This is a genomic window from Micromonospora sp. NBC_00898, from assembly GCF_045207895.1.
Lineage (GTDB): Bacteria > Actinomycetota > Actinomycetes > Mycobacteriales > Micromonosporaceae > Micromonospora.
The window spans coordinates 6,957,830-6,981,638 of sequence record NZ_CP108775.1; the positions used below are offsets into that span (position 1 = coordinate 6,957,830).

Annotated in this window: 23 protein-coding genes and 2 tRNA genes; 17 read left to right on the forward strand and 8 right to left on the reverse strand. The window is 73.1% G+C overall.

The features are described 5' to 3' along the window. Positions 1 to 35: 35 nt before the first annotated feature. Both OG799_RS33855 and OG799_RS33860 read left to right on the forward strand, forming a co-directional pair. Complete coding sequence (locus OG799_RS33855; RefSeq protein ID WP_406041142.1) at positions 36 to 341, forward strand: hypothetical protein; 306 nt, start codon at positions 36 to 38, stop codon at positions 339 to 341. A gap of 131 nt (positions 342 to 472) precedes the next feature. Further along, positions 473 to 838: a WhiB family transcriptional regulator gene (locus OG799_RS33860; RefSeq protein WP_406041144.1), complete on the forward strand. Its 366-nt coding sequence runs from the start codon at positions 473 to 475 to the stop codon at positions 836 to 838. Between the two features lie 303 nt (positions 839 to 1,141). Here the strand turns inward: OG799_RS33860 and OG799_RS33865 are convergent, their stop codons facing one another. From OG799_RS33865 to OG799_RS33875, 3 genes are all read right to left on the reverse strand, one after another. Continuing rightward, a complete protein-coding gene (locus tag OG799_RS33865) occupies positions 1,142 to 2,488 on the reverse strand; it encodes an ABC1 kinase family protein (protein WP_406041146.1) in 1,347 nt (448 codons plus the stop codon). Further along, a complete protein-coding gene (locus OG799_RS33870) occupies positions 2,485 to 3,612 on the reverse strand; it encodes a TOMM precursor leader peptide-binding protein (RefSeq protein WP_406041148.1) in 1,128 nt (375 codons plus the stop codon). The genes OG799_RS33865 and OG799_RS33870 overlap by 4 nt, the downstream gene beginning before the upstream one ends. 205 nt (positions 3,613 to 3,817) lie before the next feature. Beyond that, on the reverse strand, positions 3,818 to 3,985 hold the full coding sequence (locus OG799_RS33875) for a DUF5679 domain-containing protein (protein ID WP_007464795.1): 168 nt from the start codon (positions 3,983 to 3,985) through the stop codon (positions 3,818 to 3,820). Positions 3,986 to 4,506: 521 nt separating this feature from the next. Here OG799_RS33875 and OG799_RS33880 point away from each other — a divergent pair. Together OG799_RS33880 and OG799_RS33885 are read left to right on the forward strand one after the other, a co-directional pair. Beyond that, the gene (locus tag OG799_RS33880) at positions 4,507 to 5,037 is read left to right on the forward strand and encodes a M48 family metallopeptidase (RefSeq protein WP_406041150.1); all 531 of its coding nucleotides are present in this window, start codon (positions 4,507 to 4,509) and stop codon (positions 5,035 to 5,037) included. 222 nt (positions 5,038 to 5,259) lie between these two features. Beyond that, positions 5,260 to 5,886: a hypothetical protein gene (locus tag OG799_RS33885; protein ID WP_406041152.1), complete on the forward strand. Its 627-nt coding sequence runs from the start codon at positions 5,260 to 5,262 to the stop codon at positions 5,884 to 5,886. Between the two features lie 108 nt (positions 5,887 to 5,994). Here the strand turns inward: OG799_RS33885 and OG799_RS33890 are convergent, their stop codons facing one another. After that, positions 5,995 to 7,227, reverse strand: a complete 1,233-nt coding sequence (locus OG799_RS33890; protein WP_406041154.1) for a zinc-dependent metalloprotease — start codon at positions 7,225 to 7,227, stop codon at positions 5,995 to 5,997. A 184-nt stretch (positions 7,228 to 7,411) separates the two neighbouring features. Here OG799_RS33890 and OG799_RS33895 point away from each other — a divergent pair, with 184 nt between their 5' ends. From OG799_RS33895 to OG799_RS33935, 9 genes are all read left to right on the forward strand, one after another. Continuing rightward, positions 7,412 to 8,425: a PDZ domain-containing protein gene (locus tag OG799_RS33895; protein ID WP_406041156.1), complete on the forward strand. Its 1,014-nt coding sequence runs from the start codon at positions 7,412 to 7,414 to the stop codon at positions 8,423 to 8,425. Positions 8,426 to 8,549: 124 nt separating this feature from the next. Beyond that, on the forward strand, positions 8,550 to 11,531 hold the full coding sequence (locus OG799_RS33900) for a UPF0182 family protein (protein WP_406041158.1): 2,982 nt from the start codon (positions 8,550 to 8,552) through the stop codon (positions 11,529 to 11,531). Positions 11,532 to 11,682: 151 nt separating this feature from the next. Beyond that, the gene (locus OG799_RS33905; RefSeq protein ID WP_406041160.1) at positions 11,683 to 12,192 is read left to right on the forward strand and encodes a SigE family RNA polymerase sigma factor; all 510 of its coding nucleotides are present in this window, start codon (positions 11,683 to 11,685) and stop codon (positions 12,190 to 12,192) included. Next, positions 12,182 to 13,099 carry a hypothetical protein gene (locus OG799_RS33910; protein WP_406041162.1) on the forward strand — a complete coding sequence of 306 codons (918 nt, stop codon included), beginning with the start codon at positions 12,182 to 12,184 and terminating at the stop codon, positions 13,097 to 13,099. The genes OG799_RS33905 and OG799_RS33910 overlap by 11 nt, the downstream gene beginning before the upstream one ends. Positions 13,100 to 13,154: 55 nt before the next feature. Further along, positions 13,155 to 13,228, forward strand: a tRNA-Met gene (locus tag OG799_RS33915). Positions 13,229 to 13,365: 137 nt separating this feature from the next. Further along, a tRNA-Met gene (locus tag OG799_RS33920) sits at positions 13,366 to 13,439 on the forward strand. A 148-nt stretch (positions 13,440 to 13,587) separates the two neighbouring features. Next, a complete protein-coding gene (locus OG799_RS33925; protein ID WP_406041164.1) occupies positions 13,588 to 14,190 on the forward strand; it encodes an ArsR/SmtB family transcription factor in 603 nt (200 codons plus the stop codon). Continuing rightward, positions 14,187 to 15,494, forward strand: coding sequence for an MFS transporter (locus OG799_RS33930; protein ID WP_406041166.1), 1,308 nt, complete (start codon positions 14,187 to 14,189; stop codon positions 15,492 to 15,494). Before OG799_RS33925 ends, OG799_RS33930 begins: the two co-directional genes overlap by 4 nt. A 97-nt stretch (positions 15,495 to 15,591) precedes the next feature. Then, positions 15,592 to 15,840: a hypothetical protein gene (locus OG799_RS33935; RefSeq protein WP_406041168.1), complete on the forward strand. Its 249-nt coding sequence runs from the start codon at positions 15,592 to 15,594 to the stop codon at positions 15,838 to 15,840. An 83-nt stretch (positions 15,841 to 15,923) separates the two neighbouring features. On the opposite strand, the gene OG799_RS33940 is transcribed toward OG799_RS33935, so the two are convergent. Then, a complete protein-coding gene (locus OG799_RS33940) occupies positions 15,924 to 17,249 on the reverse strand; it encodes an ABC transporter substrate-binding protein (RefSeq protein ID WP_406041170.1) in 1,326 nt (441 codons plus the stop codon). 183 nt (positions 17,250 to 17,432) lie between these two features. Here OG799_RS33940 and OG799_RS33945 point away from each other — a divergent pair, with 183 nt between their 5' ends. Then, positions 17,433 to 18,266: a phosphoribosylaminoimidazolesuccinocarboxamide synthase gene (locus tag OG799_RS33945; protein ID WP_406041172.1), complete on the forward strand. Its 834-nt coding sequence runs from the start codon at positions 17,433 to 17,435 to the stop codon at positions 18,264 to 18,266. On the opposite strand, the gene glpK is transcribed toward OG799_RS33945, so the two are convergent. Next, positions 18,267 to 19,751 (reverse strand): glycerol kinase GlpK, encoded by a 1,485-nt coding sequence (gene glpK, locus OG799_RS33950; protein ID WP_406041174.1) that lies wholly within the window; start codon positions 19,749 to 19,751, stop codon positions 18,267 to 18,269. Positions 19,752 to 19,815: 64 nt separating this feature from the next. On the opposite strand from glpK, the gene OG799_RS33955 reads away from it, so the two are divergent. Further along, positions 19,816 to 20,754: a ribose-phosphate diphosphokinase gene (locus tag OG799_RS33955; RefSeq protein WP_406041176.1), complete on the forward strand. Its 939-nt coding sequence runs from the start codon at positions 19,816 to 19,818 to the stop codon at positions 20,752 to 20,754. Positions 20,755 to 20,774: 20 nt separating this feature from the next. Here OG799_RS33955 and OG799_RS33960 read toward each other — a convergent pair whose 3' ends face one another. Next, positions 20,775 to 21,242: an ATP-binding protein gene (locus tag OG799_RS33960; protein WP_406041178.1), complete on the reverse strand. Its 468-nt coding sequence runs from the start codon at positions 21,240 to 21,242 to the stop codon at positions 20,775 to 20,777. A gap of 121 nt (positions 21,243 to 21,363) precedes the next feature. Here OG799_RS33960 and macS point away from each other — a divergent pair, with 121 nt between their 5' ends. Further along, positions 21,364 to 22,488 (forward strand): MacS family sensor histidine kinase, encoded by a 1,125-nt coding sequence (gene macS / locus OG799_RS33965; RefSeq protein WP_406041180.1) that lies wholly within the window; start codon positions 21,364 to 21,366, stop codon positions 22,486 to 22,488. Continuing rightward, entirely contained in the window at positions 22,485 to 23,144 is a 660-nt protein-coding gene (locus tag OG799_RS33970; protein WP_406041182.1) for a response regulator, read from the forward strand. Before macS ends, OG799_RS33970 begins: the two co-directional genes overlap by 4 nt. On the opposite strand, the gene OG799_RS33975 is transcribed toward OG799_RS33970, so the two are convergent. Continuing rightward, complete coding sequence (locus OG799_RS33975; protein ID WP_406041184.1) at positions 23,141 to 23,713, reverse strand: DUF5709 domain-containing protein; 573 nt, start codon at positions 23,711 to 23,713, stop codon at positions 23,141 to 23,143. The two genes, OG799_RS33970 and OG799_RS33975, sit on opposite strands and share 4 nt — an antisense overlap. Positions 23,714 to 23,809: the final 96 nt, after the last annotated feature.

Consider the following 23,809-nt stretch of genomic DNA (forward strand, 5'->3'; position numbering starts at 1 on the left):
CGGCGCCATTCCGGCTGTTCACAGGGGTTGAGTCCATGGTCGGCACGAGGAACGTGAGGGAGGTGGCACCCGTGAAGATTTTCAACTATGAGCGTCCGGCGGTGATGCCGGCTTCCTGCGCGCCGCTGTCGGCCGTCCGGGTGGCCCGTGCCGCTGCTGCCGCTGCACGACCGTCGGTTCCGCAGGTGCACCAGGTCCAGGTTCAGGCCGAGCTGACCCTGACCGTTGCGCCCACCGGAATCCTGCTCCCGGGGACCAGTGGCTTCACGGGCAAGGGCATCGATGGCGCCAAGAAGCGCATGGATGTCCGCGGCGTTCCACCTCGAGGTAGACCGGTCTGATCACCAGACCACCGGCTCACCTCGAGGCCGCGGAACCCGCATACCGGGATCCGCGGCCTCAGTTTTTTGCCCTGCCGAAGTACGTCGGAACTGCGATCCACGAGATCGATGTGAGAGAGAGGTGACCGGGCATGAGTCTGGCGTTGGCCCCGCTCGACGTGAGCGTCGAAGTGGAGGCGAACCTGCCCTGCCGGAAGTTCGACCCCGACCTGTGGTTCTCCGACTCGCCTGCCGAGCTCGAGCTGGCCAAGTCGCTCTGCGGGGACTGCCCGCTGCGCGTCGAGTGCCTCGCCGGTGCGGTGGAGCGGGCCGAGCCGTGGGGCGTCTGGGGCGGCGAGATCTTCGAGCGTGGCGCGGTCGTCCCGCGCAAGCGGCCCCGTGGCCGTCCGCGTAAGGAGGACCTCGCCCGCGACGCCGCCCTCCGGGTCGAGGCCGAGGCGCGACTGGCGGCCAGTGGGCTGTCCGAGTCGCGGAACGTCGTCCGGCTGGCAGCCTGACAATGCACCCGATCCGTACCCAGGCCGGCCGTGAGCCGGTTGTCAGAGAGATGAATCAGATGCTGTACGCACCCTATGGAGCCGTCGAGATGCAACTACTCCACGAAGCGTTGTCCCGGGCCCGAATGCCCCGGCCTCAGGCCGGTCGCACCACCACGAGCACTGAGGCAACCCGTTCCGCCCGCACCGTCGCCATGAGCAGCCGTAACCAGGCGGCTCGCGACCTGGGCGTTCTCTAGTCCGTACCGATACGCGGGGGCGGTGGCCGGAACTCCGGCCACCGCCCCCGCGGTGTTTCTCCGGTCAGGCCACCGGGGCGAAGCCGGGGAGCCAGCGCTCCAGGATCGCCCGGTACGGCGCCTTCGCCTCCAGCTGGCAGAGCACCCCGATCGAGCCGAGCGTCACGCGGTGGATCATCAGGTACGACGGGGGCAGGTTGAGCTGCCGGCTCAGCTGGAAGGCGGCCGACCGGGGGCTGGCCAGCCGGGTCGCCTCGGACCGCAGCCAGGCCCGGGTGAACTGGAACTCCTCGGCGGCGATCGGCTCCAGCATCGGGCGGAGGAAGTCGAGCACCGCCTCGGCGTCGATCGGCTCGGTGGGGCTCACGAAGCCCTCCTTGCGCAGGCCGCCCACCACCCCGTCCGCGTCGCCGCGCAGCGCCAGCGCGGCGATCCGGCCGATCGGCTCGGGAGTGCCCTCGGGCATCCGGGCCACCGCGCCGAAGTCGATCACGCCGAGCCGACCGTCCGGCAGCAGCCGGAAGTTGCCCGGGTGCGGGTCGGCGTGCAGCAGCCCGGCCCGCCTCGGCGCAGACAGGTGCAGGATGGCCATCAGCCGGCCCGCCTCGTCGCGTTGCTCCTGGCTGCCCTCCCGGATGATCGTCGACAGCGGGGTCCCCTCGATCCACTCGGTGATCAGCACCCGCGGGGAGGCGTCCAGCACCTCCGGGATGAAAATCTCCGGGTCGTCCTCGTACGCCGCCGCGAAGGCGCGCTGCGACTCGGCCTCCAGCTCGTAGTCCAGCTCCTCGGTGATCCGCTCACGCAACTCGACCAGGAGTGGCTTGACGTCCAGTCCGGGCTGGATCGCCCGGAACATCCCGCCGAGCCGGGAGAGCTGCTTCAGGTCGGCGAGCAGAGCGTCCCCGGCGCCCGGATACTGGATCTTCACCGCCACGTCCCGGTGCCGCGGGCCGCCCGACGGGCCGTACCCGGGGTCCCGCCACACCGCGCGGTGCACCTGGCCGATGCTGGCCGCGGCGGCGGGGGTGTCGTCGAACTCCACGAACCGGTCCCGCCAGTCCGGGCCGAGCTGCTCGGCGAGCACCTTGTGCACGGTGGCCGCGGGCAGCGGCGGTGCGGCCTCCTGGAGCTTGGTCAGCGCCTGCCGGTAGGGCGCGGCGATCTCCTCCGGCAGGGCCGCCTCGAAGACGGACAGCGCCTGGCCGAACTTCATCGCCCCGCCCTTGAGCTGGCCCAGGACGCTGAACAGCTGCTCCGCGGTGCGCTGTTGGATCTCCGCGGAGATGACGTCGGACGCGAGCCCGGTGACCCGCTTGCCCATCCCGAGGACGGTCCGGCCGGCGAAGCCGAGCGGCAGAGCGGCGAGTTTGGCGGTCCGGGACACGGCCCGGCGCGGGATGTCGGTCACCCGGTCATTGTTACCGACTCGGGGGGCCCGCTGCTGCTACGAAGCCGGGAGCGGGTGGGCTCGAACCGGATCCGCCGCCCTCCCGAGCATTCACAGGACGGATGTGGGGACCAGGCCCGGCGGCGGAACCGGCCAGCACCGCCGATGTCGACCGCGTTGCCGAGCGTCTCGGGGGTGCCGCCGTCGAGGTGGGCCAGCGCCTCCGCCGCCGCGTACGCCACCGCCGCGAGTCCGGTGGTGGCGGCGCAGGCCTGGCCCGCGTCATCGGCCGCGAGCTGGGCGGCGAGCGCGGGCCAGCGCGGATCCCGGTCGACCCGGTGCAGGTCGAGGCAGTTCAGGCAGGGCCCGACCGGGGGCCGGACCAGCGGGCCGACCACCGGTACGCCACCGCGCAGGCCGACCAGCAGGTGCGGCTGGCGGCGCTGGGCGTACCGGGCGGCGAGCAGGGCGGCGGGCCGGTCCGTGCCGAGCTGGACGACCAGGTCGACCCGCCGGTGCCGAAGCGGCGCCGTCCCGGTGCCCGGCGCGACGCGTTCGAGCAGGTCGCGGAGCGCGGCGGCCAGCGGCCGGCCCACCTCCGCAGCGACCAGGCCGGTGCCGACCAGGTCGGCCGGGTGGACCGGGCCGGCCAGGTCGGGATCCAGGTGGCCGACGCCGGCCTGGGCCAGCGCGACGACGAGCGGGCCACCGAGCCGGCCGGCGCCGATGACCAGCACCCGGGCGGCCCGGCGGCGACGCAGCACCTGCGCGGGCGTGCCGGGCAGCCCGGGCGAGGCCAGCGCCAGGGCCCCGGCCTCGACGGCGAGCCGGGCCCGCACCGGGCCGGCGAGGTCGCGGGGGAGCAGGGTGTGGGCGGGTACGACCAGCCCGGCGGCGTGCAGCGCGTCGAGCAGGGCCCGGGCCTCGTCGGCCGGCACGTCCACGGTCGCCGCGCCCTCCAGGACGCCGCGTTCGCTGCGGGTGCCGTCGAGCAGGTCGAGCAGTCGGGCCGCCCGGGGGTTGGCCACCTCCAGCAGGACGGCGCGGCCCGGTTCCACCCCGAGTTGCAGGGTGTGCCGGTCCCGCCAGAGGCGGGTCAGCCCCGGCAGCAGGGTGGGGCGGGGCAGCGGGGTCGTACGGCTCATGACACGGATGGTGACCGCGTCCGTGCCCTCCGTCGCTCGTTGTCCACAGGTGCGCCGCGCTCTCTCCAGCGCTGTCCACAGGAAATGGCGGGTTTTCCACAACCGGCCCGTAGGACTGTCGGCCAGTCGACAGTTCGCTCCTGCCCCGGACGCGACACGGGGGAGGGGTGGCCACCGGCCACCCCTCCCCCGGGACCCGTACGGGTCAGACCTTGGCCTTGCCGAGAATGCGGTTCACTGTTGTCCCGCAGACCGGGCACTTGCCCTTGGCCATGTTCATGCCGGTCTTCGAGACCTCGACGTGCCCCTCGAAGTCCCGCTTCTCCTTGCACTTGACGCAGTAACCGTTGTAGGTCTGGGCCTGGTCGGCCACGGTAGCCTCCTCGTCTCGTCCGCCGGACACGCCGTCCCAGCGGGTTTCCCGGCGGCGGGCCATGGGGCTCCGGCGCTGGGTCTTTCTCCGCGGCCACGCTCATGACCGCTGGTTGGCGGACCCTACCCAGCTATGGGCGGTTCCATGTCAGCTGTGCATCGACACTGTGAGGAAGTCGACGTCGAGAGTGTGCATGCCGAATTACGTCGGATAAGTCAGTTTGGCGGGGACACGCCGGGTGAATGGGCTCAGATCCCCCTTCCGGCGGCCCCCGCGCGGCACCCCGCCGGATGATCACCTAACGTGGATGTGGGCCGGCGGGTGACGCGCCACCAGCCGGAGGGCCGCCACGAAGGGTGACCGGAGGTGCCTCCGCACCCTCCGGAAAGAATTTTTTCAGGACTCCTGGCGACCAACCACCATTTTCCGGGCGCGTGTCGTCGTGTTGACTCTTGCGGACCCCTGGTCAGTACGCATTAGCTTTCCCTCGTGACAGTCATCCGAGGCTGCGCGGGCCAGTGATGGCCGGGACGCGGAAGCCCGTCGTCGAGGTACGGCGCAGTCAGCGCCGGCGACGCACGGTGTCCGCGTACCGCGACGGTGAGCGGGTCGTGGTGCTCATCCCCGACCAGTTCTCCCGCGCCGAGGAGAGCGAGTGGGTCGACCGGATGCTGGCCCGGCTCGCCGCCCGGGAAGGCCGGCTGGCCCGCTCCGACGCGGAACTGCTCGCCCGGGCCGCCCGGCTGGTCGACCTCTACCTGCCCGACCACCGCGTCGAGACCGCCCCGGCCAGCGTCCGCTGGGTCACCAACCAGAACGGCCGCTGGGGCTCCTGCACCCCGGCCGACCGCACCATCCGCATCTCCCACCGGATCCAGGACATGCCGGACTGGGTGATCGACTACGTGCTCCTGCACGAGCTGACGCACCTGATCGTGCCCAGCCACAACGCCCGGTTCTGGGCCCTGGTCGGCCGTTACCCGAAGACCGAACGGGCCCGCGGCTACCTGGAGGGCGTCGCGGCCGCCTCCGGCGTCCCCCTCTCCGACTGACCCACCCCTCCTGACCCGACGTCGCCGACGCGGGCGGTGCCGGCGCGCACGGAACCCCGCCCGCCCCGGGGCCTGGCACGGCACGCCGGGGTGATCGACACGAGATCGGCGAACCGGCGGTGTCGGCGGCTGTCGGACAGCGCCAGGTCGGGGATCTGGCGGCGGGATGATCGGCGGTCCCGGTGGTCGGGGCGGGCGGGGCGCGGGGGCTAGGGTCGGGGCGTGGCTCGACGTGTGGTGGTGGCGCTGCTCGGCCCGGTGGCCTGGACGCCGCCGGGGATCGACCCGACCCGGTGGCGGACCGCGCTCGCCGAGGACGTGGTGGACCTGCTCGCCACGCTCAACGAGGTGGAGACCGCAGTCGCGGTCACGGCCGGCGACCGGTGGCTGGCCGACGCGGTGGTCTGGCCCGACATGACCGTGTACGACGTGGCCACGTCCACGGTCAACGCGGTGTTCGCCGCGGTGACCGCCGCTGGCGGCGGCGGGCGGACGGGGTACGAGCAGGCGGCCGTGGTGGCCGCCGACGCGCCCGACGTGCCGGGGTTGACCCTCGGCAAGCTGCTCCGCCCGCTCACCAGCCGGCCGGTCGCCGTGGCCCCGGTCGAGGGGGCCGGGCCGGGGCTGCTCGGCGTCGCGTCGCGGCTGCCGGTGCCGGAGTGGCTGCCGGCGGTGGATCTGGACACGGCCGTGCCGGCGGACCTGCGGGCCGACGCCCCGCACCCGGGCGACGTCGCGGTGACCACCGGCTGGCGACGGCTGCGCGGGCCGGCCGACCTGGGCACGCTCGATCCGGCCTTCGAAGGCTGGGAGGCGACCCGCGCCCTGCTCTCCGGCCACACCGGCTGAAGACCGGCAAGATCGACACGTGTTGCGGGAAGGAGTGGTCTCCGTACGTGGGAGACCACTCCTTCCCGCACGCGGTGCGGGTCTTGCGGTGCCTGTCGGACGTGCCCGTCAGGACTTGTCGGTGTCGTCGCCCTCGTCGGGGCGGGGCGGGGTGGTCCCGCCCGGCGCCTGCTCCTCGGGACCGCCCGGGGCGGTGAAGTCGAAGGAGGCCAGCTCGTCGTCGAGGTCCAGCCCGCCGGCGGCGAAGGCCTCCGGGTCGGCGAAGTCGTCGTCGGAGGGGAGCAGGTCGGGGTGGCCCCAGACCGCGTCCCGGCCGGCGATGCCCCGGTGCTCGGTCAGCGCCGCCCAGAGCACCGACGCCTCGCGCAGCCGGCGCGGACGCAGCTCCAGGCCGACCAGGGCGGCGAAGGTCTGCTCGGCCGGCCCGCCGGCGGCCCGGCGGCGGCGGAACGCCTCGCCGAGGCGGACGACGTTGGGCAGCCGCTCGCCGGCGGCGGTGTCGACCACGTGGCAGACCCAGCCCTCGACGAGGGCGAGCACCGTCTCCAGCCGGGCCAGGGAGGCCTTCTGCGCCGGGGTGTCCTCCGGGGTGAAGATGCCCTCCAGGGCGATCGCCTGCATCGACTCCGGGTCGGTGGGGTCGACCCGGCCCATCGCCTCCTCGATCGCCTCCCGGTTGACCCGGATGCCCGCGGCGTAGTTCTCCACGGCGGTGAGCACGTGCCCGCGCAGCCACGGCACGTGCTGGAAGAGCCGCTGGTGCGCCGCCTCGCGCAGGGCCACGTAGAGGCGTACCTCGTCCTCGGGCAGCTCCAGGCCCTCGCCGTAGGCCCGGATGTTGGCCGGGACGAGTGCGGCCGTGCCGGCCGGTCCGAGCGGCAGGCCGATGTCGCCGGCCGAGAGCACCTCGGCGGCGAGTGAGCCGAGCGCCTGGCCGAGCTGGCCGCCGAAGAGCGCGCCGCCCAGCGTGGCGACCATCGACTGCATCGGGCCGAGCTGGGCCCGGGCCTCCGGCGGCACCAGGTCGCCCATCGCGCCGACCATCCGGCTGGCCACCGGGTCGCAGAGCTTGCGCCACACGTCGAGGGTCTTGAAGATCCACTCGTTGCGGTTCCAGGCGACGGACGTCCGGATGCCGGTGGGCCACGAGGTCGCCGGCTCCAGCCAGAGGTCGGCGATGCGCAGCGCCTCCTCCACCGCGTTGCGCTCGAACGGCGAGACCGCCGGGTCGCCCGCGGCGGCCAGCTGGCTGGCGGCCACCTGCCGGGCGAGGTCCCAGTTGACCGGCCCGCTGCCCGGCGCGGAGAGCAGGTGCTGCAACTGCGACATGAACTGCTGCATCTGCGCGGGATCGTTGGGGTCTGGTGGTTGCCCACCCGGGAGCGCGAATCCGAACGGAATATCAGGCACGACATCTACGGTACGCGTGCCCCGCCCCAGGTCGCCGCCGCTGGCGTTGCGCTGAGGGCGAAGTCCCGCGGTCACCGCGCCGGACGCCGCCCGACAGATCGGTACGCTCTGGCGCATGAGACGTCGCGGCGTGACCGTACTCCTCGGTGCACTGCTCACCGCCCTGCTCAGCGTCGGCGTGCTGAGCGTGCCCATCCCGTACGTGGTGCTCGGCCCCGGCCCGACGGTCAACACGCTCGGCACCTCGGACGGCAAGGAGGTCATCCAGGTCACCGGGCGGGCGACGTCCACCTCCGCCGGGCAGCTGCGGCTCACCACGGTCGGCGTGCAGCCCACCGTCAAGCTCCGCTCGGCGCTCGCGGGCTGGTTCTCCTCCGACGAGGCGGTGGTGCCCCGCGAGCTGGTCTACCCGCCGGGCGAGTCGACCGAGGAGGTCGAGAAGCGCAACGCCGAGGACTTCCAGAACTCGCAGACCAGCGCGGAGACCGCGGCGCTGCGGGAGCTGGGCTACCCGATCCAGGTGCTGGTGAAGGGGGTCACCGCGGGCGGCCCGTCGGCCGCCGTGCTCAAGCCCGGTGATGTCCTCACCTCGGTCGACGGCCAGCAGGTGACCAGTGCCAGCAGGTTGACCGAGCTGATCCGGTCCAAGCCGGCCGGCACCGCCCTCAAGATCGGCTACACCCGCGACGGCGCCCCGGCCACCGCCACCCTGACCAGCCGGGAGCAGGACGGCCGGCCGCGGATCGGGATCGAGATCGACCAGCAGCAGCCGCATCCGTTCACCCTGAAGATCGACCTGGGCGACATCGGCGGGCCGAGCGCCGGGCTGATGTTCGCGCTGGGCATCGTGGACAAGTTGGAGCCGGACGACCTGACCGGCGGGAAGGTCATCGCCGGCACCGGCACCATCGACGACGAGGGCCGGGTCGGCCCGATCGGCGGCATCGCCCAGAAGCTGGTCGGCGCCAAGGAGGCCGGCGCCAAGGTCTTCCTGGTGCCGGCGGAGAACTGCGCCGAGGCGGTCCGCAACCCGCAGCCCGACCTGCCGCTGCTCAAGGTGGCCTCGCTCGACGACGCGTTGACCGCGTTGGAGAAGCTGCGCACCGGGGGGCAGCCGACCCGCTGCTGAGCCGTGGCTCACCGGACGCCCGACGATCGTGACGTGACCTTGACCCGACGTGTTCAGGAACACCCCGTACTCTGGGTGCCTGGTCGGAGCCGATCACATCGAGCGTGCGGAGCCAACAGTGGTCATGCGTAGCAGCCCCCTGCCGAGGATGAGCCGGCGCGGACGCGTCACCATCGGGGTCCTGATCGGGGTGTTCGTGCTCTTCACCCTGCTCGGGTGGGGGGTCAACGCCTGGACCGACTGGCTCTGGTTCGACGAGGTCCGCTACACGCAGGTCTTCACCGGGGTGCTCGCCACCCGGCTGCTGCTCTTCCTGCTGGTCGGGCTCGGGATGGCGGCCGTCATCGCGGTGAACCTGTGGCTGGCCCACCGGCTGCGGCCGAGGATGCGTCCGCACTCCGTCGAGCAGGCCACCCTGGAGCGGTACCGGATGCTGCTGAGCCCCCGGCTCGGCACCTGGATCGCCCTGGCCGCCGCGGTCATCGGCCTCTTCGCCGGGCTGTCCGCGCAGAGCCGGTGGAGCCAGTGGCTGCTGTTCCGCAACGGCGGCAACTTCGGCGTGAAGGACCCGGAGTTCGGCGTCGACGTCGGGTTCTACGTCTTCCAACTGCCCTTCTGGCGTTACCTGCTCGGCGTCGGCTTCACCGCGGTGGTGCTGGCCCTGCTCGGCGCGCTGGCCGTGCACTACATCTTCGGCGGGGTCCGGTTGCAGGGCGTCGGGGACCGGATGACCAACGGCGCCCGGGCCCACCTGAGCACGCTGGTCGCGGTCTTCGTCCTGCTCAAGGCCATCGCGTACGTGCTGGACCGGCGGGCCATGCTGCTGGAGTACAACGAGGGCGCCAAGCTCTACGGGGCCGGCTACGCCGACGTGAACGCGCTGTTGCCGGCGAAGGAGATCCTCGCCTACATCTCCATCGTGGTGGCCATCGCGATCATCGTGTTCTCCAACGCGGTGATGCGGAACCTGGTCTGGCCGGGCATCGCCCTGGGCCTGCTCGGCGTCTCCGCCGTGGCGATCGGCGGCATCTACCCGTGGGCCGTGCAGACGTTCGAGGTGAAGCCGAGCGCCCGGGACAAGGAGGCGCCGTACATCCAGCGGAGCATCGAGGCGACCCGGGCGGCGTACGGGCTGGGCGGGACGAAGAGCGCCGGGTACGCGGCGAACAACTTCACCCCGCCGGCCAGCCTGGCCACCGACACCTCGGTGGTGTCGAACATCCGGCTGCTCGACCCGCAACTGGTCTCCGAGACGTACACCCAGCTCCAGCAGGTCCGGGGCTTCTACGACTTCGGCCCGAAGCTGGACATCGACCGGTACGCGGTGGCCGGCAAGACCTCCGACTACGTGGTCGGCGTCCGAGAGATCAACTACGGCGAGTTGACCACGCAGCAGAACAACTGGATCAACCGGCACACCGTCTACACCCACGGCTACGGCCTGGTCGGCGCCCCGGCCAACCAGGTCTGCAACGGGCAGCCGTACTTCGTCTCCGGTTTCCTCGGCGACGCCGGCAAGGAGACCGCGGGTTGCTCCTCGCCGAGCGAGCAGATCCCGGCCCAGCAGCCGCGGATCTACTACGGCGAGCGGATGGAGGCCGACGACTACGCGATCGTCGGGCAGACCGACGAGAAGCGGAACGTCGAGTTCGACCGCCCGACCTCGACCGGCGGCGAGCAGTACTACACCTACACCGGTGACGGTGGCGTCAAGATCGACTCGTTCACCCGCCGACTGCTCTACGCGATCAAGGAGCAGGAGTCGAACTTCCTGCTCTCCGAGGCGGTCAACGACAACTCGAAGCTGCTCTACGTGCGCAACCCGCGCGACCGGGTGGAGAAGGTCGCCCCGTTCCTCACCCTCGACGGTGACCCGTACCCGGCGGTGGTGAACGGGCGCATCCAATGGATCGTCGACGGCTACACCACGGCGGCGACCTACCCGTACGCCGAGCGGGTCAATCTGCAGGCGGAGACCACCGACGAGCTGACCGGGCGGGGCACCTTCCAGCTCGCCCGGGAGAACGTCAACTACATCCGCAACTCGGTGAAGGCGACGGTCGACGCGTACGACGGCACCGTCCGGCTGTACCAGTTCGACGACACCGACCCGGTGCTCAAGGCGTGGAACAAGGCGTTCGGCGGCGACCTGGTGCTGCCGAAGTCGGCCATCCCGGCCGAGCTGGCCGAGCACTTCCGCTACCCGGCCGACCTGTTCAAGGTGCAGCGCAACCTGCTCACCAAGTTCCACGTCACCGACCCGGGCGACTTCTACTCCGGCCAGGACTTCTGGCAGGTGCCGAACGTGCCGGACGCGCCGGACAGCGGGCAGAAGCAGCCGCCGTACTACCTGTTCACCGAGTTCCCCGGGCAGGACGGGCCGCGCTTCCAGCTCACCTCCGCGGTCACCCCGAACGGGCGGCAGAACCTCGCCGCGCTGATCTCCGGCTCGTACGTGGACGGGCAGCCGAAGCTGGAGGTGCTGGAGCTGCCGGACCAGACCCGGACCGCCGGCCCGGTGCAGGTGCACCAGCAGATGACCAACAACGGCGACATCCGGCAGCAGCTCAACCTGCTCTCGTCGAACCAGGCCCAGGTCCAGTACGGCAACCTGCTGTCGCTGCCGTTCGCCGACGGGATGCTCTACGTCGAGCCGGTCTACGTGAAGAGCAACAACCAGGATGCGTTCCCGTCGCTGCAGAAGGTCCTGCTGTCGTACGGCGACGGCGCGTCGTACGTGGCGCTGGCGAACAACCTCAGTGACGGCATCAAGCAGCTCGTCGAGCAGGGCAAGCGAGCCGGCCAGGGCACCCCGCCGCCGACCGGCGGGACCCCGCCGAACACCGGCGGCAACCCGCCCGCGCTCACCGGCGCGCTGGCCGACGCCGCCGGCAAGGTGCAGACCGCCATCGCCGAGGTCAAGGCCGCGCAGGCGTCCGGCGACTTCGAGCGGTACGGGCGGGCGCTGAAGACGCTGGACGAGGCGATGACGGCGTTCCAGGAGGCGCAGGCGGCGGCCAACCCGTCGGCGGCCCCGACGCCGAGCGGCAGCCCGTCCGCGTCCCCGCCGGGGTCCGCGTCCCCGGCACCCTCGCCGAACGGCTGACGCCCGGCTCGACCAGGGAGCCCGTGGCCCGAGGACCCGTACCGGTCCCGGCCACGGGCTCTGTCGCATTCCGGACGCCGCGCCCGCAACCCGGCGCCCCGTTCCCCCGTCATCTGTACAGGTGGGACAGCGGGGGAGGAGTGATCGGCAGATGAGGGACGCGCTGAGTTTCGACGACTTCTACCGGAGCACGTCGGCCCGGACCCTCCGGTACGGGCGCGCCGTGGTGGGCGACTCCGGTGAGGCCCAGGACCTCGTCCAGGAGGCGTACGCCCGAGCCTGGCGGCAGTGGGGGAAGCTCGCCGCCCACCCGGCCCCGGAGGCGTGGCTGCGCCTGGTGGTCAGCCGGCTCGCCACCGACCGGTGGCGCCGGTCGCGCGGCTGGTGGCTGGCGATCAGTCGTACCGGGCGACCGGACGTGGTGCGGCCACCGGGCGAGGACAGCGTGCTGCTCGTCGGCGCGCTCCGGCAGCTGCCGGTCAACCAGCGGCAGGCCCTGGCCCTGCACTACCTGTTCGACATGTCGGTGGAGGACATCGCCCGGGAGGCCCGCGTGCCCGCCGGCACCGTGAAGTCCTGGCTGTCCCGTGGCCGGTCCCGGTTGGCCGAGCTGCTGCCCGGGGTCTCCACCGAGGAGCTGGAGGTCAACGATGTCGCGTGAACTGAGCCGCCTGTACCGGACGCTGGCGGAGGAGACCGACGGGCAGGCGCTGGTGGCGCCGGAGCAGCTGCGTCGACGGGCCGACCGCCGGGCGCGGAACCGGGCCGCCGTCGGGGCGCTGGCTGTGGCGGCGTTGGTCGCCGGGACCGTGGCCGGCGCGCAGTTCGTCCTCACCGCGGGTCCGGACACCCCGCCGGGGCCGCCGGCGGTCACTCCCACGTCGGCGCGCCCCACGCCCGGCGCGCCGTCGTCGGCGCCGTCGCCGACCGGGCCCCGGGCGACCCCGTCCCGTACGCCTGGCAGGTCGCCCTCCGGCGGCCGGCCGACCTCCCGGACGCCGACCGCCATCCCGGACCGGGCCTTCTTCACCCTGGCCGCGGCGAACGACGCCGGCTGGGCCCCGCAGTTCACGCCGGGGCCGGTGCTGCCCGAGCTCTGCGGCGCCGAGCCCGGCGAGTCGGGCATCGTCCAGCGGCGGGCGCGCGTGCTGGCGTACAAGCTGGCCGGGACCCCCGCGGGGTACGTGCCGGACGGCAGCTACCGGCACAGCATTGCCATCTACCGTGCCGGGCGGGCCGACGACGCGCTGCGGGAGCTGCGGCAGGCGGTCCGGAACTGCCCGGAGCAGGAGGTGGCCAACGCGCCGGGGGTGCGGTCCACGCAGCGCCTGCTGGGCGGCGGCGGGTACGGCGACGAGTCGGTGCTGTTCGAGATCCGCGAGCCGTCCCGGGACGTCAACGGCGATCCCTCCGGCGGCGACGAGGTCCACCTGGTCCGGGCGATGCGGATCGGCGACGTGGTCACCGTGCTGTGGGAGCAGGGTTGGGAGAGCACCTCCAGCACCCGGTCGCAGGTCGATGCCGACAGTCGGCGCGCGGTGGAGGCGATCCGGAGGTGGTGGAACTGACTGGCCGTCCCGTTTTGCGGGCCGGGGGGTCGGTAGGCTACGGTTGTCTTACCGACGCGGGGTGGAGCAGCTCGGTAGCTCGCTGGGCTCATAACCCAGAGGTCGCAGGTTCAAATCCTGTCCCCGCTACGACGACGGAACGGCCTCGAGGATCTGATCCTCGGGGCCGTTCCGCTTTCCCGGTCCGGTCGTTCCCGGCCCGCCCGGGCGTGATCGGGGACCCGGCTGATCTCCGCGCCGGGGATGCGATAGGCTTTGTGAGTCGACGCGGGGTGGAGCAGCTCGGTAGCTCGCTGGGCTCATAACCCAGAGGTCGCAGGTTCAAATCCTGTCCCCGCTACTCGTCGCGAAGGGTCCCGGAGTTCGCTCCGGGGCCCTTCGCCGTTTTCCGCCGAGGGCGTGCCCGTCGGCCCCGGTCCGGTCTCCGGAAACCTGTCCATCCAGCCGGGGGTCTTGCCGGGCGAGTTCTGAGAGAATATCTTCGAAACATGTCTCTCAGAAATCCGGACCACGGTCCGGGGGGCAACCCGTACGGCGACCTCGAACTGACCGACCCGCACGCGATGCGGGCGCTGTCGCACCCGGTCAGGCTCGCCATCCTGTCCAGGCTCCAGCGCCACGGCGCCGCGACCGCGACGGAGCTCTCGGAACATGTCGGTGCGTCGCCCTCGGTCACCAGCTGGCACCTGCGTCACCTGGCACGGTTCGGGCTGGTGCGGGACAGCGACCTCGGTGGCGACGCGCGCAAGCGGTACTGGGAGGCGAGCGCCCGGGGCATCCGCTTCCAGTTCCCCGACGACGAGGAGGGGCGGGCCGCGAGCCAGGTGCTGAGCCGGACGATGTTCGCGCAGCACGAGGACGTCCCGCGGCGCTGGCTGGCCCACGTCGAGCCGGGGCTCGAACCGGAGTGGCGACGGGAGGCGGGCATGTCGAACACCGGGGTGGGGCTGACCGTGGCGGAACTGGCCGCCGTCAACGCCGCGATCGAGCGGGTGCTGGCGCCGTACGTCACCCGGGACGCCGCCGACCAGCCGCCGGGCGCCCGCTACGTGCGGTTCGTGCGCTACGTGCTGCCCGAGGCGGCGGAGTGAGCGGCACCGCGGAGCCGCGCCGCGCGCTGCTCCGCGAGCCCCGCTTCCGGTCGTTCTTCCTCGCGCACACGGTCTCCCAGTTCGGCGACCGGATCTCCGAGCTGGCCTTCCCGCTCCTCGCGGTGCTGGTCCTCGACGCCACCGCCGCCCAGGTGTCGGTGCTGACCGCGCTGGTGTGGCTGCCGAACCTCGCCGCGCTCTTCCTCGGCGCCTGGGTGGACCGGCGGGCCGACAAGAAGCGGCTGTTGGTGGTGGCGGACCTGATCCGGGCCGCGCTGCTGGTCACGGTGCCGGTGGCGTTCGCGTTCGACGCCGGCACACTGGCCCAGCTGTACGCCGTGGCGCTCCTGACCGGCGCCGCGTCCGTGCTGTTCAACACGACGTACCCGGCCTTCTTCGTCCTCCTGGTGGACCGGTCCCGCTATCTCGATGCCAACAGCGCTCTCAGCGCCAGCCGGTCGGTCTCGTTCATCGCCGGCCCGGCCCTCGGCGGTGCCCTGGTCCAGGCGTTGACGGCGCCGGTCGCGATCCTGGTCGACGCGGTCTCGTTCGTGCTCTCCGCCCTCGGCATCGGCCGGATCCGGTCGGGTCCCGCGGCGTCGGCGACGAACGGGGAGGATCCCCGGCCCGCCACGCTGTGGCACCAGGCCCGGGAGGGGCTGCGGTTCACGCTCCGGCACCCCGTGCTCCGCGCGAGCCTTGGCTGCACGACAACCGTCAACTACTTCACCTTCGTGTTCAGCGCCCTGCTCGTGGTCTTCGCTAGCCGCACCCTCGACCTGCCGGCCGGCCTGCTCGGCCTCGCCCTCGGCGCCGGCGCGGTCGGTGGACTGCTGGGCGCGGTAGTCGCGCCCCGGCTGTCCGCCCGCATCGGGGTGGGCCGCAGCATCGTGGTCGGCGCCGTCGTCTTTCCGGCCTCGATCGCGCTGGTCGCGGTGGCCGACGGGCCACTCTGGACGAGGGTGGCGCTGGTGGGCGCGGCCGAGTTCTTCTCCGGGATCGGCGTGATGCTGTTCGACGTCAACCTCAACGCGCTCAACGCGGCGGTGATCCCGGACGGCCTGCGCAGCCGGGTGGCCGGGGCGTACTCGGCGGTCAACTACGGGATCCGGCCCCTGGGCGCCCTGACCGGCGGAGCGCTCGGCAGCTGGCTCGGTCTGCGTCCCACGCTCTGGATCGCGGCGGTCGGGGGGACCCTGTGCGTGCTGTGGCTGCTGCCCTCGCCGATCCCGGCGGTCCGCTCGCTGGACCAGGTCCACAGTCCGGACCGGCCCCGACCGGATCTCTCGGAGGTCGGAGGATGAGCAGGCAGAGGCCCCACCGGTCCGGTCCGCGTTGCGCCGGCCGGTGACGAGTGGCAGTCCCCGTGCCCGGGTTGCGCTTCTCGGCGAGGATGAGGGCATGTCTGCTTGGAGCAAGTGGTGGGGCCGGCTCGGCGCGGTCCTCGGTGCGGTCGTGCTCTCGGTGTTCGTACCGGTCGCGGCCTGGGCGTCCACGGGGAGCGGCGAGCTGGTGGTGGAGGCCGCCCGGCGGCGGTCGCGGGGCGGCGGGGGCTTCCTCGGCCTGCTCTGCTGCCTGGTGGTGGTCGTCGTGATCGTGCTGTTGGTGCTGCGGCTGATGCGCGGCCGGCGGGGTGGCCCGCCGCGCTGATCCGACCGGAACGCGGGCCCGGCCGACGCCGGCCGGGCCCGCGCGCCCCGGTGGGACGCCGCCGGCCGGGCCGGCGCGGCCGGTCACTCGGCCAGGGCCGCGTTCGCCTGGGCGATGAAACGCGAGGTGGCCGCGCGGGCGCCGGAGTCTCCGGCGCGGACGCTCTCGGCGGCGGCGATCAGCAGCGCGCGCACCTTCGCATGGCCCTTCGGCGGTGGCGCGGGGGCGGGCCCGAGCAGGTCGTCCAGGGCGGTGCCGAACGCGACGATCCGCTTCTGGGCCCGGTCGGTGATGCCGTCGGCGACGAACCCGCGGACCGCGGTGCTGGCGTTCAGGCCGCGTTCGACGCCGAGGATCCGGCCGGCCGCCACGTTGGTGGTGAGGAAGTTGAGCACGTCGACGACCACCCCGGGGTGCCGGGTGCCCCGGAACGCCGCCCAGTACATGGACGCCCGTGCCCACTGGGCGGCCGGGGTGCCGGGCAGGCTGACGATCGCCAGCTCGTCGTCGGTGTGGTGCTGGAGCTCCGCCAACTGGTGCGACCAGGCGAAGGATGCCGCGGTGTGCCCGGTGACCACGAGCTGGTGGGCCAGGTCGCCGGTGTCGGCCTGCTCCACCAGGGCGGCGCTCGGCGTAGCCCGCCGGGCGCGGGCCACCTGCCACAGCTCGAACCAGTCGAGCAGTTCGGCGCTGCCGAACCCGAGCTGCCGCCCCTGGTACAGCTCGCCGCCCTGGCCCCGGAGCCAGAGCCACAGCGCCCGGTAGTCGCCGGAGGGATCCATCGTCCCGGCCACCCGGCCGCCAGCGGCGCGGGTGACCCGGCCAGCCCATTCCACGTAGTCGGGCCAGGGCATGCCGATGCGCGGCTCCGGCACCCGCAGCCGGCGCAGCAGGTCACGGTTGTAGACCAGCGCGGCGCCGGTCTGGGCGGCGGCGACGGCGACCGTGCGCTCGTCGACCCGGCCGTAGCGGGCCAGGCCCTCCGGCAGGCCACCCAGGTCGAGCCGCTTGTCCGCGACGTACCCGCTGAGGTCGAGCACGATCTCGCGCTGCGCGTACTCGGTGAGGACGGTGTCGTCGATCTGGAACAGGTCCGGCACGTTCCCGCCGGTGGCCTGGGTGGCCAGCCGGTCGTAGTAGCCGGTGAGCCCCTGCCAGGTGACCCGGAACCGGACCCGGGGGTTCTGCTGGGAGTACAGCCGCAGCGCCTTCTCGGTGGCCTCGGCCCGCCCGGCCCCGCCCCACCAGAAGACCGACAACTCGATCGGCCGGTCGTCGGTCCGCGTCTCCGCCTCCCGGTCGCACCCGGCGAGGCCACCGCCGGCGAGCAGCGGCAGGCCGGTCAGCGCGCCGAGGAACCGCCGCCGGTCGACACCGGGGCGGGGCGGCACGGGCGGGGAGGCGCGCACGGGGACTCCTGGGGCGCTGGCGAGCTGCTGCGGACGGACCATTTACACAGGCCGCGATCGAGGGTGTCAACGCCGGGACGGATTGCGCCGGTACGTCGCCCTGTCCCGGCGGTCCGGCGGTGGGCGGTGGGACGCGCGGTGGTCGCGCCGGGCGACTGTCCGCCACATGGTGTACTAGGCGCCGTGGAACTTCTGCACTCGGGCAAGGTCCGGGACGTCTACGCCGACGGCGACGACCTGATCCTGGTCGCCTCGGACCGGATCTCGATCTACGACGTGGCGCTGCCCACCCCCATCCCGGACAAGGGTCGCCTGCTCACCGCCCTCTCGCTCTGGTGGTTCGAGCAGCTCGCCGACCTGGTGCCGAACCACGTCATCTCCGCCACCGACGTGCCGGCGGAGTTCGCCGGCCGGGCGATCCGCTGCCGCCGGCTCGACATGGTCCCGGTGGAGTGCGTGGCCCGCGGCTACCTGACCGGCGGCGGCTTCGCCGAGTACCAGCGCAGCGGCGCGGTCTCCGGCGTCGAGCTCCCGCGGGGCCTGGTCGAGGCCTCGATCCTGCCCGAGCCGATCTTCACCCCGTCGACCAAGGCCCCGAAGGGGGAGCACGACGAGCCGATCACCTACGGCCAGGTCGTCGACAAGGTCGGCGCCGAGTTGGCCGAGCGGCTGCGGCAGATCACCATCGACGTCTACCGGCGCGGCGCGGAGATCGCCGCCGACCGGGGCATCCTGGTCGCCGACACCAAGATCGAGCTGGGCTGGGCGGCGGACGGCACCCTGGTCCTCGCCGACGAGGTGCTCACCTCCGACTCGTCCCGGTTCTGGCCGGCCGAGTCGTACCAGCCGGGCCGCGCCCAGTTCTCCTACGACAAGCAGTACGTCCGGGACTGGGCCACCGGCAGCGGCTGGGACAAGTCTCCGCCCGCGCCGGAGGTGCCGGCCGAGGTGGTCGAGGCGACCCGGGCCCGCTACGTCGAGGTCTACGAAAAGCTCACCGGCAACAGCTGGGCGTAGTCAGTCCACCCAGTCGAGGGTGCGCTGCACGGCCTTGCGCCAGTTACGCAGCTCCCGCTCGCGCAGCGCCGGGTCCATCGCCGGCTCCCACTGCGCGTCGGAGCGCCACTGCTCGCGCAGGGTGGCCAGGTCGGGCCAGAAGCCGACCGCCAGGCCGGCCGCGTACGCGGCGCCGAGGCAGGTCGTCTCGGTGATCCGGGAGCGGACCACCGGCACGTCGAGGACATCGGCGAGGAACTGCATCAGCAGCGCGTTGCCGGTCATCCCGCCGTCGACCCGCAGCCGGCGCAGCGCCACGTCGGAGTCGGCGTTCATCGCGTCGACCACCTCGCAGGTCTGCCAGGCGGACGCCTCCAGCGCCGCCCGGGCCAGGTGCCCCTTGGTGATGTAGCCGGTCAGCCCGGCGATCACGCCCCGGGCGTCGCTGCGCCAGTGCGGCGCGAACAGCCCGGAGAAGGCGGGCACGATGTAGCAGCCGCCGTTGTCGTCGACGGTGCGGGCCAGCTCCTCGACCTGCGCGGCGGTGGTGATCAGGCCCAGGTTGTCGCGCAGCCACTGCACCAGCGAGCCGGTGACCGCGATCGCGCCCTCCAGGGCGTAGACGGGCGGGTGGCCGTCGATCCGGTACGCCACCGTGGTGAGCAGGCCGTGCCGGGAGGCGACCGGGCTGGCACCGGTGTTGAGCAGCAGGAAGCTGCCGGTGCCGTAGGTGCACTTCGCCTCGCCGGGCTGGAAGCAGGTCTGCCCGAACAGGGCGGCCTGCTGATCGCCGAGCGCGCTGGCCACCGGCACCCCGGCGAGCACCCCGTCGGCGGTCCCGTAGACCTCGGCCGAGCAGCGGATCTCCGGGAGCATCGCCGCCGGGACCCGCATCGCCGCCAGCAACTCCGGATCCCAGTCGAGGGTCTCCAGGTCCATCAGCATGGTCCGGCTGGCGTTGGTCACGTCGGTGACGTGCCGGCCGGTCAGCTTCCAGATCAGCCAGCTGTCCATCGTGCCGAACAGGACCTCGCCCCGCTCGGCGCGCTCGCGCAGCCCGTCGACGTGGTCGAGCAGCCAGCGCAGCTTCGGGCCGGCGAAGTAGGTGGCCAGGGTGAGGCCCGTGCGGGCGCGCAGCCGCTCCTCGTCGTACGCCTCGGCCAGCTCGCGCAGCAGCGGGCCGGTGCGGGTGTCCTGCCAGACGACGGCGTTGGCCACCGGTCGGCCGGTGGCCCGGTCCCAGACCACAGTGGTCTCCCGCTGGTTGGTGATGCCGACCGCGGCCAACCCCGCCGGTCCGGTCCCCGCGGCGTCCAGCGCCTCCCGCACGACCCGCTGGACGTTCGCCCAGATCTCCTCGGCGTCGTGCTCCACCCAGCCGGGTTGCGGGAAGATCTGCCGGTGCTCGCGCTGGGCCACCGAGACGATCTCCCCGGCCCGGTCGAAGATGATGCACCGCGACGAGGTGGTGCCCTGATCGATGGCGGCGACGAACTCTCCGGTCACCGCAGCACCGTACCCGCCGGGAGCGTCCGTCGTCGCCCTCCGTCCATCCGTACGATCAACAAGCGTGCGTGACATTGCTGTGTTCAGCGGAACCGCCCACCCCGACCTCGCCGCCGAGATCTGCGCCCACCTCGACGTCCCGCTGCACCCGGTGCGGGTGTCCCGGTTCGCCAACGACTGCCTGGAGGTGCAGTTGCAGGCGAACTGCCGGGAGCGGGACGTCTTCCTGATCCAGCCGCTGGTGCCGCCGGTGCAGGAGCACCTGGTCGAGCTGCTGCTCATGATCGACGCGGCCCGAGGCGCGTCCGCCGGGCGGATCACCGTGGTGCTGCCGCACTACGCGTACGCCCGCTCGGACAAGAAGGACGCCCCGCGCATCTCCATCGGGGGCCGGCTGGTGGCCGACCTGCTCACCTCGGCCGGCGCGCACCGGGTCCTCGCGATGACCCTGCACTCGCCGCAGGTGCACGGCTTCTTCAGCGTCCCGGTCGACCACCTGCACGCGCTGCGCGAGCTGGCCGCCCACTTCAAGGGGTACGACCTGGGCAACACCGTGGTGGTCTCGCCGGACCTGGGCAACGCCAAGGAGGCGGCCGCGTTCGCGCGGATGCTCGGCACCCCGGTCGCGGCCGGCGCGAAGCAGCGGTTCAGCGACGACCTGGTCAAGATCAGTACGGTGATCGGCGACGTGGCGGACCGGGACGTGATCGTGCTGGACGACGAGATCGCCAAGGGCAGCACGGTGATCGAGCTGATCGGGCACCTGCGCGAGCGGAAGGTCCGCTCGATCCGGCTGGCCTGCACCCACGGCCTCTTCTCCAGCGGCGCGCTGGAGCGGCTGAGCGCCCAGGAGGGCGTGCTGGAGATTGTCTGCACCAACACGGTGCCGATCCCGGCGGCGAAGCGGGTGCCGCAGCTGGAGGTGCTGTCGGTGGCCCCGGCGCTGGCCGAGGCGATGCGGCGCATCCACAACGGCGAGTCGGTCAGCGCCCTCTTCGGCTGACCCCCGGCGGACGGGGGCGGCTAGTCGGCGCGGTGGCGGCCGACGCGCTCGGTGGCGGCGAGGACGGCGCCGATCCGGACGACGGTGCCGGCCTCGCCGGTCACGACCTCCATCGTGTCGCTGAGCTCGCGGGCGAGCCAGAGGCCCCAGCCGCCGGCGGTGTCCGGGGCCGGGCGGCTGCGGTTGTCGAGCCGCCGGGGGCTGATCCCGCTGCCGTGGTCGGTGACCTCGCAGACCACCTCGGCGGCCTCCCGCCACAGCCGCAGCGAGCCCTGGCCGCCGCCATGCCGCACGGCGTTGGTGATCAGCTCGTTGACCGCCAGCACGAAGTCGTCCAGCCGCTGCCCGCTGAGCCCGGCGGCGTGCGCGCAGGAGCTGACCGAGTGGCGCAGCTCGGTCACCTGTGCCTGATCGAAGGCTTCGGCGATGAGGAGGGAAGATTCGATGGGCACAACCGTACGCGGTGCGCGGGGTGATGCATTCGTCATGGCCCCGTCCCGGCGCTGGATCTCGTAGTTGTTCGCGGCATTTCCACCGTACGTCAGGGTTTCCCGAACCACACCCGGCGCTGTCCCCGGCGTCCCTTCGGACTGTGGCATGGTGTCGCGCATGCCGACGCCCTCCGGAGGTCTCGAGGTCCCCCTCTGGCGCTCCATCGCGGTGTTCCGGTTCGCCTCGCTGGCGTACGTCGGGGTGCTGGTCCTCCGCGACGCCGACCGGTACGCCCACCCGCTGGCCGCCGGCGGCGTACTGCTGGTGATGCTGGCCTGGTCCGGGGCGACCGCGGCCGGCTACGCGCGCCCGGCCGGGCGGCGCTGGCCGCTGCTCCTCGCCGACCTCGGCGTGGTGCTGGCGATCATGCTGGCCACCCCCTGGGTGGTGGGGCGGGCGGCGCTCGCCGCCGGCGTGCCCACCCTGACCGTGGCCTGGTTGGCCGGGCCGGTGCTGGCCTGGGCGGTCTCCGGCGGGCGGCGCCGGGGCGCGGTCGCCGCCCTGGTGCTCGGCGGCGCCGACCTGGCCACCCGCGAGCGGATCAGCCAGTCGTCGCTGACCGGGGTGATCCTGATGCTGCTCGCCGGGGTGGTGGTCGGGCACGTCGCCCGGCTGGCGGTGACCGCCGAGGAGCGGCTGCAACGGGCGGTCGAGCTGGAGGCGGCGACCCGGGAGCGGGAGCGGCTGGCCAGGGACATTCACGACTCGGTCCTCCAGGTGCTGGCGCTGGTGCAGCGACGCGGCGCCCAGCTCGACGGCGAGGGCGGTGAGCTGGCCCGGCTGGCCGGCGAGCAGGAGGCGGCGCTGCGGGCGCTGATCGGTCGCTCCGGCGGCGACCCCGACGACGACGGCGGCAGCCGGGACCTGCGCGGCCTGCTCGACCGGTACGCCACGGCGACGGTCGCGGTCTCCGCGCCCGCCGGCCCGGTGCCGCTGCCCGCCCGGGTCGCCCGGGAACTGGCCGCCGCCACCGGGGCGGCCCTGGACAACGTGGCCCGGCACGCCGGCGGGCGGGCCTGGGTGCTGATCGAGGACGAGGGGGAGACGGTGACCGTCTCGATACGCGACGAGGGCCCGGGCATCCCGGACGGCCGGCTGGCCGAGGCCGTGACGCAGGGCCGGCTCGGGGTCGCCCAGTCCATCCGGGGCCGCATCGCCGACCTGGGCGGCGCGGTCCGCATCGTCTCCACCCCCGGCCAGGGCACGGAGATCGAGCTGGTCGTGCCGAGGAGCGGGCGATGAGCGGCGGAGTACGGGTGATGGTGGTCGACGACCACCCGATGTGGCGGGAGGGGGTGGCCCGCGACCTCACCGAGGCCGGTCACCTGGTCGTCGCCACCAGCGGCGAGGGGCGGCAGGCCGTGCGGGTGGCCGCCGCCGCCCGGCCCGACGTGGTGGTGCTCGACCTGCAACTGCCGGACGTCTCCGGGGTCGAGGTGATCCGCGGGCTGCGCGCGGCGCTGCCCGAGGTCCGGGTGCTGATGCTGTCGGCCAGCGGCGAGCCGCAGAGCGTGCTGGACGCGGTGAAGGCCGGCGCCACCGGCTACCTGGTCAAGTCGGCCGCGCCGGCGGAGTTCCTCGACGCGGTGCGGCGCACCGCCGCCGGGGAGCCGGTGTTCACCCCGGGGCTCGCCGGGCTGGTGCTGGGGGAGTACCGCCGGCTGGCGGCGACGCCGCCGAGCGGACCCACCGACGACTCCGCACCCCGGCTCACCGAACGGGAGACCGAGGTGCTGCGCCTGGTGGCCAAGGGCCTGTCGTACAAGCAGATCGCCGAGCGGCTCGGGCTCTCCCACCGGACGGTGCAGAACCACGTGCAGAACACGCTCGGCAAGCTCCAGCTGCACAACCGGGTCGAGCTGACCCGCTACGCCATCGAACGGGGCCTGGACGACTAGTGCGCCTCCGGCGGCCGGGTCTCGTGGATGGCCAGCTCCTCCGCGGTCGCGCCGCCACCGGCCGAACCGGCGTCGTACGCGACGTTGTCGGTCTCCTGGTCGGTGTGCGCCCCCTCGTCCGGCTCGACCAGCCGGCCGACCTGGGCGTCGGCGACGCTGCCGAGCTGGCCGTGGTCGTAGAGCGAGACCGGGGAGTGCGGGTCGGAGGTGGGACCCGGGTCCATCACGTCGGCGTCGAGCTGGGCCTGCGCGGCGGCCTCCTCGCTGTCCGCCTCGGCGGCGATGTCCGGATCCACCGAGCCGGCGAGCGGGTCGTCGGCCGGGCGCTCGTAGGTCTCCCGCTGGAGCTTGTAGTCCAGCGACTCGCCGTCGAGCTGCTCCTCGGCGGTGGTCCCGAACCGGTCCACCGCCACCGGCGTGCGATCCCCGGGCAGTTGCGCCGGCTCCGGGCCGTCCGCCTCGCGGCCGGTCAGTACGTCGTCGTTGGCGGTCGAGTCGTCGTCGGCGGTGTCGGGCAGCCCCTCCGCCTCGGGGTCGGACACGGGGGTCGGGTACTCGTCATCGCGCATGGCTGAGCACTACCCACTGCGCTGCCCGGATTAACCGGATCGTGGGCCGGCGATCGGGAGCAAAGGGAAGAAACACCCCGGCCGGACCGGCCCCCG

Coding starts and splice junctions, on each gene's coding strand:
- OG799_RS33855 (WP_406041142.1), top strand. CDS start 36: ATGGTCGGCACGAGGAACGTGAGGGAGGTGGCACCCGTGAAGATTTTC.
- OG799_RS33870 (WP_406041148.1), bottom strand. CDS start 3,612: ATGAGCCGTACGACCCCGCTGCCCCGCCCCACCCTGCTGCCGGGGCTG.
- OG799_RS33890 (WP_406041154.1), bottom strand. CDS start 7,227: ATGCAGCAGTTCATGTCGCAGTTGCAGCACCTGCTCTCCGCGCCGGGC.
- OG799_RS33900 (WP_406041158.1), top strand. CDS start 8,550: ATGCGTAGCAGCCCCCTGCCGAGGATGAGCCGGCGCGGACGCGTCACC.
- OG799_RS33905 (WP_406041160.1), top strand. CDS start 11,683: ATGAGGGACGCGCTGAGTTTCGACGACTTCTACCGGAGCACGTCGGCC.
- OG799_RS33970 (WP_406041182.1), top strand. CDS start 22,485: ATGAGCGGCGGAGTACGGGTGATGGTGGTCGACGACCACCCGATGTGG.
- OG799_RS33895 (WP_406041156.1), top strand. CDS start 7,412: ATGAGACGTCGCGGCGTGACCGTACTCCTCGGTGCACTGCTCACCGCC.
- OG799_RS33975 (WP_406041184.1), bottom strand. CDS start 23,713: ATGCGCGATGACGAGTACCCGACCCCCGTGTCCGACCCCGAGGCGGAG.
- OG799_RS33910 (WP_406041162.1), top strand. CDS start 12,182: ATGTCGCGTGAACTGAGCCGCCTGTACCGGACGCTGGCGGAGGAGACC.
- OG799_RS33880 (WP_406041150.1), top strand. CDS start 4,507: ATGGCCGGGACGCGGAAGCCCGTCGTCGAGGTACGGCGCAGTCAGCGC.
- OG799_RS33860 (WP_406041144.1), top strand. CDS start 473: ATGAGTCTGGCGTTGGCCCCGCTCGACGTGAGCGTCGAAGTGGAGGCG.
- macS (WP_406041180.1), top strand. CDS start 21,364: ATGCCGACGCCCTCCGGAGGTCTCGAGGTCCCCCTCTGGCGCTCCATC.
- OG799_RS33925 (WP_406041164.1), top strand. CDS start 13,588: ATGTCTCTCAGAAATCCGGACCACGGTCCGGGGGGCAACCCGTACGGC.
- OG799_RS33960 (WP_406041178.1), bottom strand. CDS start 21,242: ATGACGAATGCATCACCCCGCGCACCGCGTACGGTTGTGCCCATCGAA.
- OG799_RS33935 (WP_406041168.1), top strand. CDS start 15,592: ATGTCTGCTTGGAGCAAGTGGTGGGGCCGGCTCGGCGCGGTCCTCGGT.